13 protein-coding genes, 2 pseudogenes and 1 CRISPR repeat array are annotated in these 18,106 nt (G+C 54.8%); of the genes and pseudogenes, 12 read left to right on the forward strand and 3 right to left on the reverse strand.

Annotated features, from left to right (window positions below):
* The first annotated feature begins 428 nt into the window (after positions 1-428).
* The 12 genes from X474_RS19280 (at position 429) to X474_RS19335 (ending at position 13,627) form a co-directional block, all read left to right on the forward strand.
* A complete protein-coding gene (locus X474_RS19280; protein WP_044351245.1) occupies positions 429-980 on the forward strand; it encodes a cupin domain-containing protein in 552 nt (183 codons plus the stop codon).
* A 378-nt stretch (positions 981-1,358) separates the two neighbouring features.
* Positions 1,359-2,417 (forward strand): TRAP transporter substrate-binding protein, encoded by a 1,059-nt coding sequence (locus tag X474_RS19285; RefSeq protein ID WP_052515419.1) that lies wholly within the window; start codon positions 1,359-1,361, stop codon positions 2,415-2,417.
* A gap of 84 nt (positions 2,418-2,501) precedes the next feature.
* The gene (locus X474_RS19290) at positions 2,502-2,990 is read left to right on the forward strand and encodes a TRAP transporter small permease subunit (RefSeq protein WP_044351248.1); all 489 of its coding nucleotides are present in this window, start codon (positions 2,502-2,504) and stop codon (positions 2,988-2,990) included.
* 3 nt (positions 2,991-2,993) lie between these two features.
* A complete protein-coding gene (locus tag X474_RS19295; RefSeq protein ID WP_044351250.1) occupies positions 2,994-4,301 on the forward strand; it encodes a TRAP transporter large permease in 1,308 nt (435 codons plus the stop codon).
* 145 nt (positions 4,302-4,446) lie between these two features.
* On the forward strand, positions 4,447-4,920 hold the full coding sequence (locus tag X474_RS19300) for a (2Fe-2S)-binding protein (protein ID WP_044351251.1): 474 nt from the start codon (positions 4,447-4,449) through the stop codon (positions 4,918-4,920).
* Positions 4,920-5,777 (forward strand): FAD binding domain-containing protein, encoded by an 858-nt coding sequence (locus X474_RS19305; RefSeq protein ID WP_052515420.1) that lies wholly within the window; start codon positions 4,920-4,922, stop codon positions 5,775-5,777. The genes X474_RS19300 and X474_RS19305 overlap by 1 nt, the downstream gene beginning before the upstream one ends.
* Position 5,778: 1 nt before the next feature.
* A complete protein-coding gene (locus tag X474_RS19310; protein WP_197282194.1) occupies positions 5,779-8,052 on the forward strand; it encodes a xanthine dehydrogenase family protein molybdopterin-binding subunit in 2,274 nt (757 codons plus the stop codon).
* Complete coding sequence (locus X474_RS19315; RefSeq protein WP_044351253.1) at positions 8,042-9,568, forward strand: DUF362 domain-containing protein; 1,527 nt, start codon at positions 8,042-8,044, stop codon at positions 9,566-9,568. Before X474_RS19310 ends, X474_RS19315 begins: the two co-directional genes overlap by 11 nt.
* Positions 9,547-10,422 (forward strand): hypothetical protein, encoded by an 876-nt coding sequence (locus X474_RS19320; protein WP_052515421.1) that lies wholly within the window; start codon positions 9,547-9,549, stop codon positions 10,420-10,422. Before X474_RS19315 ends, X474_RS19320 begins: the two co-directional genes overlap by 22 nt.
* Before the next feature lie 253 nt (positions 10,423-10,675).
* Entirely contained in the window at positions 10,676-11,017 is a 342-nt protein-coding gene (locus X474_RS19325) for a response regulator (protein WP_044351255.1), read from the forward strand.
* 314 nt (positions 11,018-11,331) lie between these two features.
* The gene (locus X474_RS19330) at positions 11,332-12,102 is read left to right on the forward strand and encodes an IclR family transcriptional regulator (protein ID WP_044351256.1); all 771 of its coding nucleotides are present in this window, start codon (positions 11,332-11,334) and stop codon (positions 12,100-12,102) included.
* A gap of 313 nt (positions 12,103-12,415) precedes the next feature.
* The gene (locus X474_RS19335; protein ID WP_044351257.1) at positions 12,416-13,627 is read left to right on the forward strand and encodes an aryl-sulfate sulfotransferase; all 1,212 of its coding nucleotides are present in this window, start codon (positions 12,416-12,418) and stop codon (positions 13,625-13,627) included.
* A gap of 120 nt (positions 13,628-13,747) precedes the next feature.
* Here the strand turns inward: X474_RS19335 and X474_RS19340 are convergent, their stop codons facing one another.
* The 3 genes and pseudogenes from X474_RS19340 to X474_RS27650 form a co-directional block, all read right to left on the reverse strand.
* The gene (locus X474_RS19340; protein ID WP_052515422.1) at positions 13,748-16,606 is read right to left on the reverse strand and encodes a UvrD-helicase domain-containing protein; all 2,859 of its coding nucleotides are present in this window, start codon (positions 16,604-16,606) and stop codon (positions 13,748-13,750) included.
* Between the two features lie 344 nt (positions 16,607-16,950).
* Positions 16,951-17,405: direct repeats of the CRISPR family, unit length 28 nt; unit sequence GTGTTCCCCGCATACGCGGGGATGAACC.
* Positions 17,406-17,569: 164 nt separating this feature from the next.
* Positions 17,570-17,829, reverse strand: a pseudogene (locus tag X474_RS27645) (transposase); the annotation flags it as partial.
* Between the two features lie 3 nt (positions 17,830-17,832).
* Positions 17,833-18,106: pseudogene (locus tag X474_RS27650) on the reverse strand (transposase); the annotation flags it as partial.

Raw genomic sequence — 18,106 nt, forward strand, 5'->3', positions numbered from 1 at the left:
GGTTATGATTCAATTATTCATGGGAATAGAAGACTTGCCGTTTTACGAATGGTCAGCTTTGCGCAATTTCATTACAAAAACACTCTTGTATACCAGCAGTTAAGCTGCATTCTCATATGAAGTATCCCCTTTATCAGCCCCTCAGGCCACTTCTTGCCTGCGGCTGAATAATTAACTTCTACTTCGTTTAATCCTTCCTTTCAGTTCTCAAACAAGCATGAAAAAACATTACAAGCAAGTTTAAAGAATAAGGTTATTTTAAATAACTATTTAATAATATTTAATATTTCTCAAATTAGTCTGTGCTGCGCTTTTCTGTTGACCTGAATCCGAGCATTAAGCTATTTTACATTTGTTGACTAATATTTAATTTTTTCCTCGCAAAGCAAAGCGATTTCCGCCCTGATTAAGGAGAAAAGATCAATAACGTGGGTGAACTAGAACTAGGACAACGGATCAAAGAGAAAAGGCTTAGCCGCCAGCTCACCCTGAAGCAATTGGCCGAGATGGTAGGGTGCAGCGATGCCCATATCTCGCAGATTGAAAGGGGGCGGGCCTCTCCCTCCATCGCCACACTTAAAAAAATCGCGGCGGCCCTTCAATCTAAGATCACCGACTTTTTTAACGACGGCGAAGACGATGAACCTGTGGTTATGACACCGGAAAATCGCAAGACCCTGACTTTGAGCCGCTGGAATGCCAGGATTCAATCACTGGTTAAAAACGCAAAAGACAAACGCATGCAGCCCTTTTTCACCACTATCCAGCCCGGTGGAGGCAGTCACGGCAGCTATCAACATGTGGGCGAGGAATTCGGAATTGTGCTTAAAGGCGAAATGAGCCTGGAGGTCAAGGGGACCAAATATACTGTGCACCAGTTTGAAAGCTTTTACTACGACTCCAACGACCCGCACAGCTGGTCCAATGACACGGACAAGGAAACCGTGGTTATCTGGGTGGTGAGCCCACCCTCTTTCTAAAAAAGCGCGGCTCAAATGACCTGTCTGTAAAGGCAGGCATTATAGACCAGAGGCAAACGCTTAAATAGGGGAAACCGGGGCAGATCCGCTTCCCTTGTTTTTGAAACTTAAATACCAGTAAACCGCCTATGAAGCGTGAGTAAACAAACTTTAGGTGTATTACTCTTACACTGTGCTTTAACTAGGCGTAGCGACTTAAAAATTTTTTCTCGGCCGTTACTCCCTTGAGTAACATGGCCAGAAATATTTAACGCTAAACCAAATGCCCAAACCCCGGCAAGGATTTGCTAAGCCGGATAGAATAACAAAATTCTTAAAGACTAAAGGGGAAACTAAAGCAAACAAATTATTTATATAAACCCAATCATGGAGTCAGTGATGAAGGTAAAGACGAGATTTTTGGGAGTATTGTTGGCGATCGCCCTGGCAGCGGGTTTTATGTGCGCAACCCCCGCCGCGGCAGATGAGTCCAAGTTCCACATTAAATTCAGCACTTGGCACCCCCCGGTCAGCAGGGAAGTCAAAACTGTTTGGATTCCCATGCTGGAAGAACTCAAAAAACGCTCAAACGGACGTATTACCTACACTCTTTACGCGGGTGGAGCTTTGGGCAAGGGCCCTGCCCACTATGACATTGTCAAAAACGGGCTCTCGGACATGGGCTATTTTACTGCCACCTGGACTCCGGGACGCTTCCCCCTCACTGACACCCTCTCCCTGGCCACCTGGGTAAACGGAAAAGACATCGCAGCCGATATCGGCAACGAAATGAACAAAAAGGTTTTGAACAAGGAGTTCAAGGACGTAAAGGTGCTTGAGCTTAACGGCTGCATCCAGGCCTTTATGTGGACCAAAAAACCGGTCCGCACCATGGAAGACTTAAAAGGCATGAAGATCCGCGCTCCGGGCGGACACCAGACCAATTACATCAAGGCCCTCGGCGCCGAGCCCGTCTTCATGCCCTTGGGCGATGTGTACCTGGCGCTCGAGACCGGCACCATCGACGGTCTGGTCACCTGCGCTCCCCTGGTCCTGGCTTACAAGCTCCACGAAGTTGCTAAAAACGGCGTGGTCGCAACCTTTGGATGTGTCTCCGAAGGCGTGGTCATGAACAAGAAAAGCTGGGAACGCTGCCCGGACGATTTGAAGCCCATTATCGAAGAAGTGGCGGGCAATCCCTATAAGACAACCCACGGCCTGAACCGGGAAGTCTACGCCACCATGATGAAAGAGATCAAGGATAAGGGCGTGAACCTCTATGAGCTGCCCGCCGAAGAACAGGCCCGCTGGTCCAAGGCCTTCCAGCAGGAAACCAAAAAATGGGTGGCCGAGCTGGAGAAAAAGGGACTCCCCGCCAAAGACACTGTGAAGATGTACAACAAGATTGCTGAAGCCCACGGCACCTCCTGCGTGGCCTTCCCCGCAGAGTGGAAATAAATCACCCGAGCGCCGGAGCAAAACCAAAGGCTTTGTTCCGGCGCTTTTTCTTCAGCAGTCTAAAAAGTCAAGGACAGTGAATTAATGGATCGACTAAACACGCTTCGCTCGCTGATTCAGAAGACAACCAGGGGTTTGGCCAATGTGGGGATGCTTTTGATTATTCCCATGATGCTTCTCACCTCGGGCGAGGTTATCGGCAGGGCTGTCTGGTCCAAGCCAATTCCAGGCACGCTCGAGCTTTCCAGCTACATGCTGGTGGTCTTCATTCTCTTGGGCCTGGCCTACACCCAGCAGGTAAAGGGGCATGTAAAGGTGGTGATGTTCACCTCCAAGCTGCCGGAAAAGGCCCAGGCCTTTTTAGAAATAATAACCATCCTTTTAAGCCTCTTTATTATGGCCGTTCTCTGTTGGCAAGGCTGGGTGGTGGGCATCGATGAAACCACCGTCTCAGACGTACACAGGATAGTGCAATGGCCTTTCAGGCTCCTGGTCCCCCTAGCCGCCCTGTTCCTCTTTCTGGAACTCGCCATAGACCTTGTGGACGCTTGCCGCAAGCTAGTTAGGAGCTGACAAGTGGATCCGGTAACAGTTGGAATCATTGGAACTTTAGGTGTTTTTCTCCTGCTCTTCCTGGGGATGCCCATAGCCTTTGCCCTGATGCTGGTGGGATTTTCCGGAATTGCCTATCTGTCTTCGTTTGAGGCGGCGCTTCCCGTAGTGGCGCAAACCACCTATGACGTGGCTTCCCACTACCCCTACACCGTGATCCCGTTGTTTATCGTTATGGGCGGGTTCGCAGGTTCAAGCGGCCTCACCAAAGACCTTTACGGCGCCTTTGACAAATGGCTCAGGAAGCTGCCCGGCGGACTGGGCATAGCCACAATCGGCGCCTGTGCGGGGTTCAGCGCTGTTTCAGGCTCTTCTGTGGCCACGGCAGCCACCATGGGCACAGTGGCCCTGCCTGAGATGAAAAGCTATAACTACGACCCCGCCCTGGCAACCGGCACTGTGGCGGCGGGCGGCACCCTGGGCTTTTTGATTCCGCCCTCCATAGGGTTCGTGGTCTACGGCATGCTCACCGAGCAGTCCATCGGCAAACTACTGGTGGCCGGAATGCTGCCCGGTATAACCTTGGCCTTGGCCTTTATCGCAATTGTGGTGTTATTGGTCAAGATCAAGCCTTCTTTGGCCCCGACCAGCCCGGAGCCCGTATCCTGGTCTGAAAAATTCAACTCCCTTTTGGGAGTCTGGGAGCCCATGCTTCTGTTCCTTATAGTCATGGGCGGTATTTATCTGGGGTTTTTCACCCCCACCGAAGCTGGCGCCGTGGGAGCCACGGTTCTCTTATTGGTGGCGCTTTTAAAGAAAAAACTAACCTGGGGAAACCTGACCGAGGCGCTCAGAGAAGCGGTCCGCATCTCGGTTATGGTCTTGTTCCTGGTGACAGGGGCCAATGTTTTCACCTATTTCCTGGCCCTTTCAACCATACCAATGCAGGTGGCCACCTGGGCCAGCGGCCTGGACGTGTCGCCTTATCTTATCCATACGGTGATTATCCTGATCTATCTTTTCCTGGGCTGTTTTCTGGACGCCATCTCCATGATGGTGCTCACCATGCCGGTTATTTTTCCGGTTGTCCAGGCGCTTAATTTTGATCCCATCTGGTTCGGTGTGGTGGCTGTTTTGATGATGGAAGCAGGCCTTATCACCCCGCCCATGGGCCTCAATATCTTCACTGTGGCCGGCGTGGCCAAAGATGTCTCGGTGGAGACCATATTCAAGGGAGTTACACCGTTTTTACTGGCGGTATTTGTGGTGGTGGCCCTGATCTCCATCTTTCCCCAGATAGCGCTCTTTTTACCGCAGATGATGTTGCGCTAAAGATCTTCAAGTTGATCGGTTCAGTCATGTAACAAAATATTTGTACATCCAAAGATACAAACGGAGCGGCCCGCTGCACGCCCGGAAACCGCAGCGGGCCGGGCCCACAAAATGAAACAGCAAACCAAAAGCGGATTGAGGCAATATGACACTGAAATTCAGGCTCAATGGCCGCATGGTCGAAGTAAAGGACGTGGCCGGCGAGGAGACCTTGCTGAACGTCCTGCGTGAGTACCTGGGCCTCAAGGGAACCAAAGAAGGCTGCGGCATAGGTGAATGCGGAGCCTGCACTGTACTTTTGGATGGAGCAGCTGTTGACTCCTGTCTTACCGCGGCCTGGAAGGCAAACGGTAAAGACGTAACGACAATTGGCGGACTGGCCCGAAAAGGGGAATTAAGCCCGCTGCAAAAGGCGTTTTTGGAAACCGGAGCCGTGCAATGCGGATTTTGCACTCCGGGAATGGTCTTAAGCGCCCAGTCTCTTTTAAATGACAATCCCGACCCCACGGACGAAGAGATCAAAACCTCCCTGGCCGGCAACATATGCCGCTGCACCGGATATCAGGACATAATAGAGGCCGTAAAAAAAGCCGCCCGGCAGATCAAGGAGGATGCCTGATGAGTATTTATCACGCGCCTGACAATCTGGCCGAGGCCCTGGATATTCTGGCCCAAGGCGACGCCCGCATCCTGGCAGGCGGAACAGACCTTATGATAGCCCTTAGAAAACAAAAACAAACCGACTCTCCTTTGCCTAATATACTGCTCGACGTCACAAAAATTCCGGAACTGAATAAATTTGAGCTTAAAAGCGACACCCCCTTTTTAGGGGCCGGGCTTACCTTCCGGTTTCTGGAAAAAAACCGGGAAGTAAGGGATACATATCCCTGCCTGGCCTTGGCGGCCTCATCGGTGGGTTCGGTGCAGATCCGCCAGGTTGGCACCCTGGGCGGCAATGTGGGCAATGCCTCGCCCGCGGCAGACGGCACCTGCGCCCTGGTGGCCCTGGGGGCCAAGGCGCGGATAAAAAGCGCGGGCAGTGAAAGAGACGTTTTGGTGGAAGAGCTGATAACCGCACCCTATGGCACATCCCTGGGGCCGGACGAGCTTATCATTGGTTTTTCCACAGACAAGATGCCGCCCCAAAACAGCCAGGCCTTTGGCAAGGTCGGCAGACGCCAGGCAGTGGCTGTGGCCCGCCTGAACGTGAGCTGTGTGCTGACCAAAGACATGAAGGATCCCAGGCTGGTCTTGAGTTCATGCTTTCCCACTCCTCGCCGCCTGAGAATGGTAGAGGAATTTTTGACCGCCTGCACCGAACCCGGATCCGAGGCCTTTGCCCGGGCCGGAGAGATGGCGGCCAGGGAATTTACCGATGTCTGCGGCATCCGGGCTTCGGCTGTTTACAAACTTCCCGCCATAAGGCGCATGGTCACAGCAGTCCTGAATCGGGCCTGGTCGGATCTGGAGGTGTAACTTGGTTATAGGCGAGATCCCAGCCAAAAGAGGCGCTCTGGAAAAAGTAAAGGGCCGCACCTTATTCGGGGTGGACCAGGGACAACCAAGCGACCTGGTTCTGGCCTGTGTAAGGGTTTTTGAAGCCCCGGCCCGGATTGAAGAGATAGACCCGACCCCTGCCCTGGCCCTGCCCGGGGTGGTTAAGGTCTTTACCTATAAGGATATACCCGGCTCAAACCGCCTGGGCATCATACCGGTGACCAAAGACCAGCAGTTTCTGGCCGAGGACCGGGTGCTGCATCCGGGCCAGGCTGTGGCCCTGGTGGTGGGAATAGACCAGAAATCCGCCGAAAAAGGGGTCCGGGCGGTTTCCGTGAAAACCACTCCCCTGCCCGGTGTCTTTGACTATAAAAAAGCCCTTTTGCCTGACGCCCCCCTGGTTCATCCGGAGCATCCCACAGGCAATCTGCTTTCCTCCCGGGTCATCAAAAAGGGGGATGTGGAAAAGGCCCTTTCAGAATCATATGTGGTGGTTAAAAACACCTACACCACAAGCCCGCTTGAGCATTGCGCCTTGGAAACCGAAGGCGGCAGGGCCCGGATAGTCGACGGCCGCCTGGAGGTTAAGGCCTGTTCCCAAAACCCCCACTACGACCAGGCGGACCTGACCAGGTTCCTGGGCCTGGAAGCGGAGCAGGTGCGGGTGATACAGGCCGAGACAGGCGGAGGGTTCGGCGGAAAACTCGATATCAGCGTGCAGGCCTATCTGGGCCTGGCCTGCTGGCTCTTGAAAAAGCCCTGCCGCATGGTCTATTCCAGGGAAGAATCTTTTCACGCCACAGGCAAACGCCACCCCTTTGAAATGGTATACACCACCGGCGCTGACAAAAAAGGAAGACTGACCGCGATCAAGGCCGAGATGCTGGCCGACACCGGGGCCTTTGCCTCCTACGGCCTGGCGGTTGCCATGCGGGCGGCGGTGCATGCGGCAGGCCCCTACTTTGTGCCGAACTCCCTGGTTGACCTGAAGATGGTCTACACCAACAACCCCTGGTACGGCGCCATGCGCGGCTTTGGGGTGCCCCAGGCGGCCATAGCCCACGAAGGGCAGATGGACGCACTGGCCGAAAAACTCGGCATGGACCCCTGGGAAATCCGCCGTTTGAACGCCCTCAGGCCCGGCCAAGAGACCATAACCGGCCAGAAACTTTTGAGCGGCGTGGGCATAATCGCCTGCCTGGACGCGCTCAAACCCCATTATGAGGCGTTTAAGAGGGAATTGAACAGCACACCGGAATATCTGGAAGGCGTGGGCCTGGGCGCCATGTACTATGGAATCGGCAACACAGGTGTTTCCAACCCTTCCACTGCCCAGATCGAATGGACCGTTGACAACAAGGTGATTCTGCATACCGGTGTGGCCGACATTGGCCAGGGCTCGGACACGGTGCTTTGCCAAATGGCCGCCGAGAAACTGGGCCTGGAATACAGCCGCATGGAGCTGGTCAGGGGAGACACGGACCACACCACCAACGCCGGAGCCACTTCGGCCAGCCGTCAGACCTATATCTCGGGGAACGCGGTCCTGAATGCGGCTGAAGATTTAAAGGCCCTGATCCTGGATGAGGCATCCGAGATGCTGGAAGCGGCCAAGCAGGACCTTTTGCTTAGCGGCGAAAAGATAAGCGTGGTGGGCTATCCGGATAAAACCTTATCGGTAATAGAGGTTGTCCACTCCCTGGAACAAAAGGGCAAGGAGACCAGGGGAGAAGGAGATTACGACCCAACCACCCAGGCCCTGGACCAGGAAACCGGCCAGGGTGAGCCTTATGAGACCTATGCCTATGCCGTTCAGGCGGCGCTCTGCCAGGTTGAGCAGGCCTCGGGCATGATCAGGATAAAAAAAGTGGCCGCCGCCCATGATGTGGGCAAAGCCATTAACCCGGAGGCGGTGAAAGGCCAGATCGCAGGCGGCGTCCTGATGGGGGTGGGCCTGGCCCTGATGGAGGAATACAAGCCGGGCAAAAGTGAGAATCTGCAAGACTACCACATACCCACTGCCAAGGATGCTCCGGAGATCAACTCCCTTATAGTGGAGGAGCCCTGCGACACAGGCCCCTATGGAGCCAAGGGTGTGGGCGAACCGGCCCTTATCCCCACAGCCCCGGCCCTGGCCGCGGGAGTGGGCCAGGCCCTGGGGAGGCCCATGCGCCATATGCCCATGAGCCTGGAAAGGGTGATGGAAGCTCTGGAGCAAAGAGACCAGGAAAAAGGAAGCGACCATGATCGTTGATCTGGAAAAATGTATAGGCTGCGGCACCTGCGCCAAGGACTGCCCGGTGTCGGCCATTGAGATTATAAAGAAAAAGGCCTACATCTCAGATAATTGCGTGGAGTGCCGCACCTGTTTCAAAGTCTGCCCCAAAGATGCGGTCATTGATGAGGTGAAAGAGGTCCCCGGTGCGGTTTTTTGCAAGGTCTGTCCGGTTGGGTGCCAGGTGCCGCCCGGGCTTACCGGGGCTTGCGGCCGCTTTGCCAATGTGCAGGGTGAACTCTTACGCAACCGGGACCTTCTCACCTATGAAGAGGCGAAACAAAATCTTCCCTCTCCCATGGACCCGGCCATAACCGAGCCCCTTGTTACCGCGGTGGGAGCCGGAGGAACCTATCCGGACTATGTCCCCGCCCCTTATCTGGTGAGTCATAAACGCGAGGGCGTGGATGTGGTCACCGCCCTTACCGAGGCCCCCTTAAGCTATTCTGGCGTCAAGGTCAAGATAGACACGGACTTTGATATAGGGCCCGAAGGCTCCATAGTCCGTTTTGAAGGCAGGCCGGTGGGCATGGTGGAGACCGAGGAATACGGCTCCAAGATCCTGGCTGTGGGCGGGGTTAACCGGCTCACCGGGAAGGCCGGTTTTGCCGCGGCCCGGGCAGTGGCGGCCATTGCCAACCAAAAGGCGCTTAAGCTCTCGATCAAAGGCGGAGCCAAACTGGAGATAAAGGTTGGCGAGGCGCCTGTGATCAATGGCGAAAAGGTGGAAAAAATGCGGGTCGGCTGCGGGTCGGCCACAGTGGGGCTCTTTGCGCCGCTCTTTAAAAAGGCGGCCGATGAGGTGGTGGTTCTGGACCATCACATCACCAGCCTGTTCACTCATCACGCGGCGGGCCGCTTTTTGGGTCTCACTCCCCTGGGCATACAGCTCAAATACCGGCTCTCCACTCCGGGCCGCTACTTCGGCAACCACGGCTCAGGCTGGGGCGGTACGGATATTGAGCACCCTTTGGATATAGTATCCGGTATTGACACCGAAAAAACCCCGATCGGAGCCAAACTTTTAATCACCGAAACTACGGGCCAGAACGCGGCCCTGTTTGAACTGGACCAAAACGGAAGTTTCCAGGCTATTGACTTAACGCCTGAAGCAAAGGAAGCAGCCCAGAGCGTGGCCCAGACCTGCGAACCCTCCAGGGTTTCGGCGGTCTACGCAGCCGGTGTGGGCGGCTCGGCCAGGCGAGGCGTGACCAGCCATCCCCTGAAACTCACCCAGGCGGTGCACCAGGGCAAGGCCAACCTGACCTGCGGCGGAGCTCCTGTTTTTGTGTGGCCCGGCGGCGGTATAACCTTTTATGTAGACGTGGAGCAGGTGCAGCCCGGCTCCTTTGTCTGGGTCCCCACCCCGGCCACGGTGGCCCCGATAGAATATACAATGAAGCTAGCCGATTATGAGGCCATGGGAGGCCACATTGAGGCCCTGAAACCCTTTAACACCGTGGAACCCAAGGCATGGAGCCTGTCCAAGTCCTAGCACCGGACCTGGTCCTGGTGGACTGGGGCCCCATGACCCTTACCATCTCCGCCTGGCGGCAGGGATCGGCCGTGCCGGTCATTGCCGCCAAGGCTGCTCACAAGGCGTTGATCTGCTTAAAGGATCTGGCCAGGTTCAAAAATTACCTTAAGATCAGGGCATATAAACTGCCTGCCGGAAAAAAACTCCCCCCCGTAGTGGAGTTGACCCGTCTGGCGGCAATGCAAAAACCAAGGGACTTGAGCCCCATGTCCGCTGTGGCCGGGGCCGTGGCCGATCTGACCTGTCAGGAGGGTTTTGACCTGGGGGCCGACAAAATTCTGGTCAACAACGGCGGAGACATTGCCCTTCGTCTGGGCCCCTCGGCCAAGGCAACGGTGGGAGTGGAACAGCCTTGCCTTGACAAAACAAAAAATCGCTCTATCTTGGGGAAGCTCATTTTTGACCGCAACTCCCAAGTGGGTGGGGTGGCAACCAGCGGCTGGCAGGGGCGCAGCTTCAGCAAGGGTGTGGCGGATATGGTCACAGTGTGGGCCGAAAACGCCGCCAGGGCCGATGCCCTGGCCACTTGGTTGGGATCCGCCATTACGGTAAGCGGACCAGGGGTGGAAAAAGTAAAGGGGGCAAAGATTGATCCCCTCGGAGATCTTGCTGATGAACAGGTGGTTGCCAAGGTTCTCAGGCTTTCCTTTAAACAAAGGATCGAAGCCTTGAGAAAAGGGGAATCCGCAGCCCGCGGCCTGTTGGCAGAGGGTTTGATCAAAGGTTGTCTGGCCCTGGTGCAAGACGAGTTCTTCGTTCTGGACCCTGGAAATAATTTTGAGCCTGCGCCCCGAACCGGCAAAACCGTTTAACTTCATAATTTGGATAAATATTGGTCAATGAACCCTCTCGCATCTAATCCACTTGAATTTTACTGAAAATGCCGCCCCCCCTTTGCGACCCTCTCTAATTAATTGCAAAAAAAACCATCACAGTTTAGGCTGGAGTTAGGTAGTTTATAATTACTAAATATTCAAACAAAAGTCATCTAACTGAGATATTACCCTTTACTGCCTGCCCAAAAAGGCTCTTAGCTCCAGGGAAGGTGAGTAAGGAGGCTCTACTATGGCGCGAGTACTGATTATTGATGACGATGAGCTGTTCCGCGGCTTTCTTAGACAAGCCCTGACCAGGGCCGGTCATGACACGGTGGAAGCTGAAGACGGTGAAGAAGGCCTGGCCAGGTTTCGCAGCCAGAAGATGGACGTGGTTATCACGGATATCATATTACCCGGGAAAACCGGGCTGGAAGCCATTGCCGAGATGAAGATGGAAGTCCCGGACGTTAAAATCATCGCCATTACCGGGGGAGACCTGGCAATGCCAAAAGGTTATGTCGCCTTTAAATTCAGCAAACCCATATATCCCAAACCTCTTATTTCCGCAGTTGAAAGCCTCTGTGCCTGAGGTCCGGACCGAATAATAACCGGATTTTCACCCAACTCGTCAGTAAAGCCCAACCCTGTCTCTTATCCGGAATCACATTCATCTATATAAAGGCAATTGTGATTCCGGCGCCCTGTCCGATCCGGCGAAACAGTTCTTCAGCTTTTCAGATAAAGTATCCGATACATAATAATTCCATATAGTTTTAAGGTGATATACTATAGATAATCTTTTTGTGAAAACTTTATTTATTTAATGCTTCCGTCTTGACAAGCCTAATAACACTTCTATAATTACGACATTAACGTAATGACTACCATATTACAGTAGGCACTATGGCAATACAGTCAATAAAACGGGCGTTCAACATCCTGAACCTTTTCACCTATCGTCAGTTCAGCCTCACCTTGAGTGAAATCGCAGAGCAGGCCGGTCTACCCCTTTCCACGGCTCAAGGGCTGGTTCACACCCTTACCGAAGAAGGTGTACTTAGAAAGGATGCCGAAACCCGCCGTTATCGACTGGGGAATCGCCTCTCCATTTTAGGTTCCATTCAGACCGCCACCTTGGAAGTAAACCAGATGGGCGCTGGATCCGCCCATGCCCTGGCTCGGGAAACCGGCTTCATGGCCCGCCTGGCCATATGGGAAGACGATGGTGTCCTGATCACCTTAGATGCATTGGGCAAGCCCGAGGCCTCCCGGCGCTATCATTTCGGCAACCGTTTGTCTGCCTACTGCACAGGTTTGGGCAAGGCCATGCTGGCCTTTTTCTCTGATGAATTTATCAGGGAATACCTGGACAGGTTAACCCCTGTGCCCTACACGCCGCACACTCTGTTGAAACGTTCTGATATTGAAGCGGACCTCATGGCCACACGCAAGCGCGGCTATGCTATCAGCGACCGTGAATACATGAGGATTCAGGCGGGACTGGCAGCACCGTTATATTGTAAAGGCGGAGAGGTCTGCGCGGCCTTGAGCATCTCCGGCTCGCCGGAGGAAATACTTTTTGAGCACGAAGAAGAAAACGCCCGCAGGCTTTTGGAAAAGGCGACCGAGATATCAGGGTATCTGGGCTTCTATCCCACCCAGACTCAGGAATAGGCAGAAGCGGTTATTTCGGTATAACTTGGGTTATAGTTAAAAATTAAGCTGGATCAGGCCGTTTAGACCGGGTCTGCAAAGGCGGCTCAAGTTGCCTTTAAAAAGACCGGGGTCAAAAAGCTCCGGCATGAAAAATGTTAAACCGGCTGGGGGAGTTCCTCAGCCTTTTTGAGGGGTGTCCGATCATAGACAGACAGGCCTATCTTCCTTAATAAGGCTTTTGCAGGTCAAAATGGTCGTTCCCTGCCCTATATAAAGAAAAACGTCGAGATGAGATGACGGACAAACCGTCATCAAAAGCAAGGAGTTTAACATGGCATGGCCCTATAAATACGAAAGCGGCGTGGCCCATTATGACCGCGAAAAGGCATTCACCGGCTTTACGGTGGTGACTCCTTTCCCTCCCCGCGCCTCCCAGAATCGCGATGAGATTCCCGGCAAGGTCTTCTTGATCGACATGACAGGCAAGGTTGTCCACACCTGGAGCTTCCCCTTCCCCGTATGGTACGCCCGCTTGATGCCCGATGGAAACCTGGTCGCCGCTCTCAGGGATGCCAAGCCCATGGAAGGCCGCCCCGGCTTTGACGACTACCACATGGGTGGAGCCAACGGCCGCCTGGTGGAGGTGGACTGGGACTCAAACATTCTGTTCGAGCACTTCTACCCCGGAATGCACCACGACTTCAGGAAACTGGACAACGGCAACTACATCTATGTGGCCTGGGAACCGGTTCCCAAGGATCTGGCCAAGAAAGTCCGCGGCGGCTTGAAGGGCACCGAGCACAAAGACGGCACCATGTTCGGCGATATGTACCGCGAGATCAACCCCTCGGGCCAGGTTGTCTGGGAGTGGCACGGCATCGAGCACTTTGATCCTGAAATCGACATCATCGGCGCAATTCACATGCGTGAAGAGTGGACCCACGTAAACGACGTGGACGTGATGCCTGACGGCAACATCCTGAGCGACAGCCGCCACACCGACGGCACCTTTATCATTGACCGCTCCTCCGGCGAAATCACCTGGCGTTGGGGCAACGTGGCCTACATCGACCCCGAGACCGGATGGCTGGAGCACAGGGACACCCGCGATGACAACAACATGGGCGGACCCCACGATGCTCACCGCATCCCCGACGGCCTACCCGGCGCCGGCAACATGCTGGTCTATGACAACGGCATGTACTGCTACAGAAGCCGCGCCCTGGAAGTGAACATCGAGACCAACGAAGTGGTCTGGGACAGCGAGCCTCCCTTTGGCGTGGAAGGTTACGTCAACGGCCGCGTGCACTTCTCGCCCTTTATCTCCGGCTCCCAGCGTCAGCCCAACGGCAACACCCTGATCTGCTGCGGCGGCAACGGCGTTATCTTCGAGCTGACCCAGGAAAAAGAGTGCGTGTGGCACTATGTCCGCGAGACTCCGGACTACACCGGCGCCGTGAACTGGGGGATCTTCAGGGCTTACAAGTTCGCCCCTGACTACTGCCCGCAGTTTGCCACCCTGCCCGACCCGGCTGGTGATTAACTTTAAGCGCATTTTGTCCGCAAGATAAAAAAAGCCCCTGCCGGAACCGATTGCCCCGGCAGGGGCTTTTTATTGCTCACTCGTTTTTTTCAGGAGTCTTGCGGCTATTCTGAAGCCTGCTTAAAACAGCCCCAATTGCCTGTGTTTTTTGGCCCTCTTGACCCTTTCCACCTCTTTGGTGAGGTCTTCGGGCAGATGCTCCAAAAGAGGTGAGATATCCGGTTCCGTGGTTTTTCCGAACAGGGTCCGGTGCAAACTGCGGCTCAGAAAAAGTTGTTTCTGGGCCCTGGTCAGGGCCACAAACAAGAGCCTTCTTTCCTCATCCATCTCCGCGGGTGGGCGGTTGGGGGGGAGATAGGGCAAAAGGCCCTTTTCCAAACCGGTTACAAAGACCACCGGAAATTCCAGGCCCTTGGAGGCATGCATACTGAGCAGGCTCACCCGCTGGGCCTTGAAGTCCATGGGATCAGTCTCACCCAGGGGCTCCCTTGCAGCCACCTGCATCGGAATACCGGCCCTGCCCAAAGCCTCGGCCAGGGCCTTGGCCTGGGCATGCAGGCGGTAAAGCACAGCTATATCGCCGGCTGAATAAGTCCCGCCCTGGCCCGCGCCCGCCTCCACCTGTCTGGAATCCAGACCGCCAAGCAGATCGATAATAGTCCGGGCCACCCATTCAGCCTCCGCCTCGGGGTTATAGGCCGTGAAAAACTCAGGCAACGGGCCTTTTGGGCAGATGGGCTCCAGCTTCACCCGGTCCGGATCAGGCTCCATCTGCATAAGCCCCTGGGCCAGGTTCAGAATTCGGGCGGTGCTGCGGTAGTTTTTAACCAGCCCCAGCTCCACTGCGCCGGGAAAATCGTTTTTAAACCGGTAAAACAATCCCTTATCCGCGCCCCTGAACCCGTAAATAGCCTGGTCAGGGTCGCCGATGGCCGCCACCTTGGTATCCGGCCCGCACAGGACCTTGATCAAGGAGGTTTGAACCGGGTTTACATCCTGGTACTCATCGACCAGAATATGGTCCCACCTGCCCTGCCAAAGTTTGACCGCCTGTTCGTGGCCGTCCGTGAGAAAACGGGCCGCCTTCAGCACCAGGTCATCCAAATCCAGAGCCTTTTCCAGATCAAGCCTCTTTTGATAGGCATCTAAAAGGCCTTGGGCCTGGTCGTCCAATACTGGGTCCAGAGTCTGTTTGGCCCGGCTTATCATGCCTTCCAGATCACCGGGGCGCAGGTCCGCCTCTTTGGCCATGGGCTTAAGCAGGCTCAAGCGCTCTTCACCGTCCAGCAGCCTGGTGGGAGCCTCATTCAATTCCCGCAAGATAGTCAAGCCCAGGGTGTGGAAAGTCATGGCCTGGGGCGCAGGACCCTTTTTTCCTTGAGCCAGGCGCTGGGTAAGCTCCAGGGCGGCCTTGTTGGTAAAGGTGAGCAACAGGATCTTTTCCGGGTCCAGCCCCTGCTCCACCAGCTTAAGGGCGCGGCTCACCAAAAGCCGGGTCTTGCCTGTGCCCGGTCCGGCCCGGACAATAAAGTGTCCGTCTGCGTGCAGCACAGCCTTTTCCTGCTCAGGGTTGAGCTGGATGCCGGGTGCAACTTCCGGATTGGTTGCTTTTTGTTTTCTTTTGGTTTTCAAAAAGGGCAAAGGCTTTTCCGGAGCAGTCTTTTTGGCGGCCTTTTTCCTGGGGGCCAAATCCCAAAAACCTTTTTGGCCTTTTATCTGGGATCTTTCATCCGCGTCAAACAGCTTGACCACCCCGAACTCACCGTCATAACCACCCTGCAAAATGACCTTGCCCTGGCGCATGCGGCTGACCGCCTCGGCCAGAAGCTCCCCGCCCTTTTTCTTCAAGAGATCCAAAGGCGCTTCCCGCAGGATATAAAGTTCCGGCCCCACATCGTTTAACAGCGAATGCAGAGCCCTTTGCACACCCTTGGTGGCAGGCCCCCTTTGCAAGACCTCTGAAAGCACCTCAGCCACCGGCACAATGGACTCAAAGGGCCTGGCATCCGGCGGACGGTACCCCTTGGGCCGGTCGGCCAGGTCTTCCACCCGGCTGAGCACCCCCACGGTCAGGAGCCCGCCGCATTTGGGGCAGCGACCACCCAGGTCACGGGTCTCCTGGGGGCTCAGCCTCAAGCCGCATTTGCGGTGACCGTCCAGGTGGTATTTACCCTCATGGGGGAAGAACTCCAGGGTGCCGTAAAAGGCGTCTCCCTGCCTGTCTTCCAGGGCCAGGGCCAGGTCCTGATAAGTCGGCGGGCAGTTTAAAATATCCGCCTCCCTGGCCAGCTTGGCCGGGGAATGGGCGTCTGAGTGGCTCACCAGGGTGAAGCGGTCCAGGGCGCTTAAGCGCCAGTTCATCGGCGGGTCTGAACTGAGCCCGGTCTCAAGGGCATTGATATGCCCCAAAAGGTCGTCAAAGGCCTCTTCCAGGGTGTCAAAGCCGCTTTTGGACCCAAAAACACTGAACCAGGGGGTCCAGATATGAGCAGGTATAAAAATGACCCGAGGATCAACCTCCAGGCAAATCTCCAGCAGGTCATGGGCGTCGAGCCCCAGGATGGGCCTGCCGTCGCTTTTGATATTGCCGATTTTATCCAGCCTTTGGTTCAGCTTTTCCACTGACTCAAAATCCGGCATCAAAATCAGGCTGTGCACCTTTCTGGTTTTGCCGTGGCGCTTATATATGCTGGAAATCTCGGCCGAGAGCAAAAAACGCACCTTGCGGCGGCAGGCAGCCGGCACCTGGGGCGCCAGGGCCTTGGCCAGGTCCGGGCGCAGCTCATAGGCCCCCTTGCCATCCTCGACCAGGTTTTCCTTAAGCAGCTCGATCCATTCGGGATGGGTGAAGTCTCCTGTGCCGAGAAGATCGATGCCCTTATACTGGGCTCCCAACCAGAGGTGCTCAGGGTCAAGATCACGGGAGGTGGCTCTGGAATAACGCGAATGTATGTGTAGATCTGCAATTATCATGGCCATGTAGCCTACCCCGAGACAAGCGGTTTTGGCAAGTCGGGGACTGCTTATTTTACAATTAAGGCTCTGAATAATGCGAGAATTCCGCTCTTTGAAAGGAATTATGTTCCCAAAAGCATAAAACCGTTTTGGATTGGCCGACCATCCTTTGTTAGTAAGGCCGGTTTTGAACCCTCCGGCAAACTAGAAGCAGCCCTTCCCTTTATCAATCCGTCATGGCTGTTGGGTGTTTTTCTGCAAAAAGGACAGTTGATTTGCGAACTTTTCAAGGCCGCTAAACCCGCCCAAAAATCGGTGGCAAAAGAGCCGTCAAAAAAGCCCTGCATTTTCTTATAATTGCTCGAAGGGTGTTCCCCGCATACGCGGGGATGAACCCAGTGTGTGACTGAAAAAATTCTACATGAGAGCGTGTTCCCCGCATACGCGGGGATGAACCGTTCAGCATCGGAACCTAACGTTATATATATCAGTGTTCCCCGCATACGCGGGGATGAACCGTCCGAGAGGGTTTTTAGGCCAGCTTGCCTTATGTGTTCCCCGCATACGCGGGGATGAACCGCGGCATGGATCAGATCGTGTCCGTGCCGCCGAGTGTTCCCCGCATACGCGGGGATGAACCGCCCCTTTATCCGCTTGTTTTTGCTTAGCTTTAGTGTTCCCCGCGTATGCGGGGATGAACCGCCTCCAGCAAGCGGGGATCATAGGGCGCTGAGGTGTTCCCTGCGTATGCGGGGATGAACCGATGTTCGAGGATTTCCAACCATAATTCGTAGCGTGTTCCCCGCGTATGCGGGGATGAACCGCCTGGAATTAAAATTAAACAGTGGGAGGGAAAGTGTTCCCCGCATACGCGGGGGATACATGGTTTTTAACCCATTCCGGCAGGCGTTCTTTGGGATAGATGCCGTCGGCTAGAGACTGTCTTGTTTTCTGTGTATGAGCCAATTGCGGATTTGGTTTACGATTTCAATTTTGCACCGCCCGAATTCTTTCGTCAAATAAGATAGCGAATTGATTCATGGCTGCGGTCCAATCCTTTGGCGGCCTCTTCCACTTTTCCGCCAGGCTTTTGATGGCAAGGTAAAGCAGCTTGGCGGCGGCCTGATCATTGGGGAAATGCCCCTGGTTTTAACCGCTTTGCGCAGGCTGCGATTCAAACTCTCGATGGCGTTTGTGGTGTAGATCACCCTTCGGATTTCGTGAGGATAGGACAGGAAGGAAATGATCTGCACCTCTTCCAACACGGCGTCGGTCACTCGCGAAATTAGGTCGGGCGAAACCTGGACTGCGTAAAGCTCCTTGAGATGTGACTGGATTTCCCGGACCGTCATGCCTCGGGCATACAAGGAAACGATCTTGTCGTCAAAGCCGTCGAAATGGCGCTGGCCCTTTTTGATCAACTGAGGTTCGAAGCTGCCGTCGCGGTCGCGGGGGACTGACAACTCTATTTCACCACCGCTTGACTTCACCCGCTTTTTGCCGGGGCCGTTTCGGGTGTTGCCG

The sequence above is a fragment of the Dethiosulfatarculus sandiegensis genome, assembly GCF_000931935.2.
GTDB lineage: Bacteria > Desulfobacterota > Desulfarculia > Desulfarculales > Desulfarculaceae > Dethiosulfatarculus > Dethiosulfatarculus sandiegensis.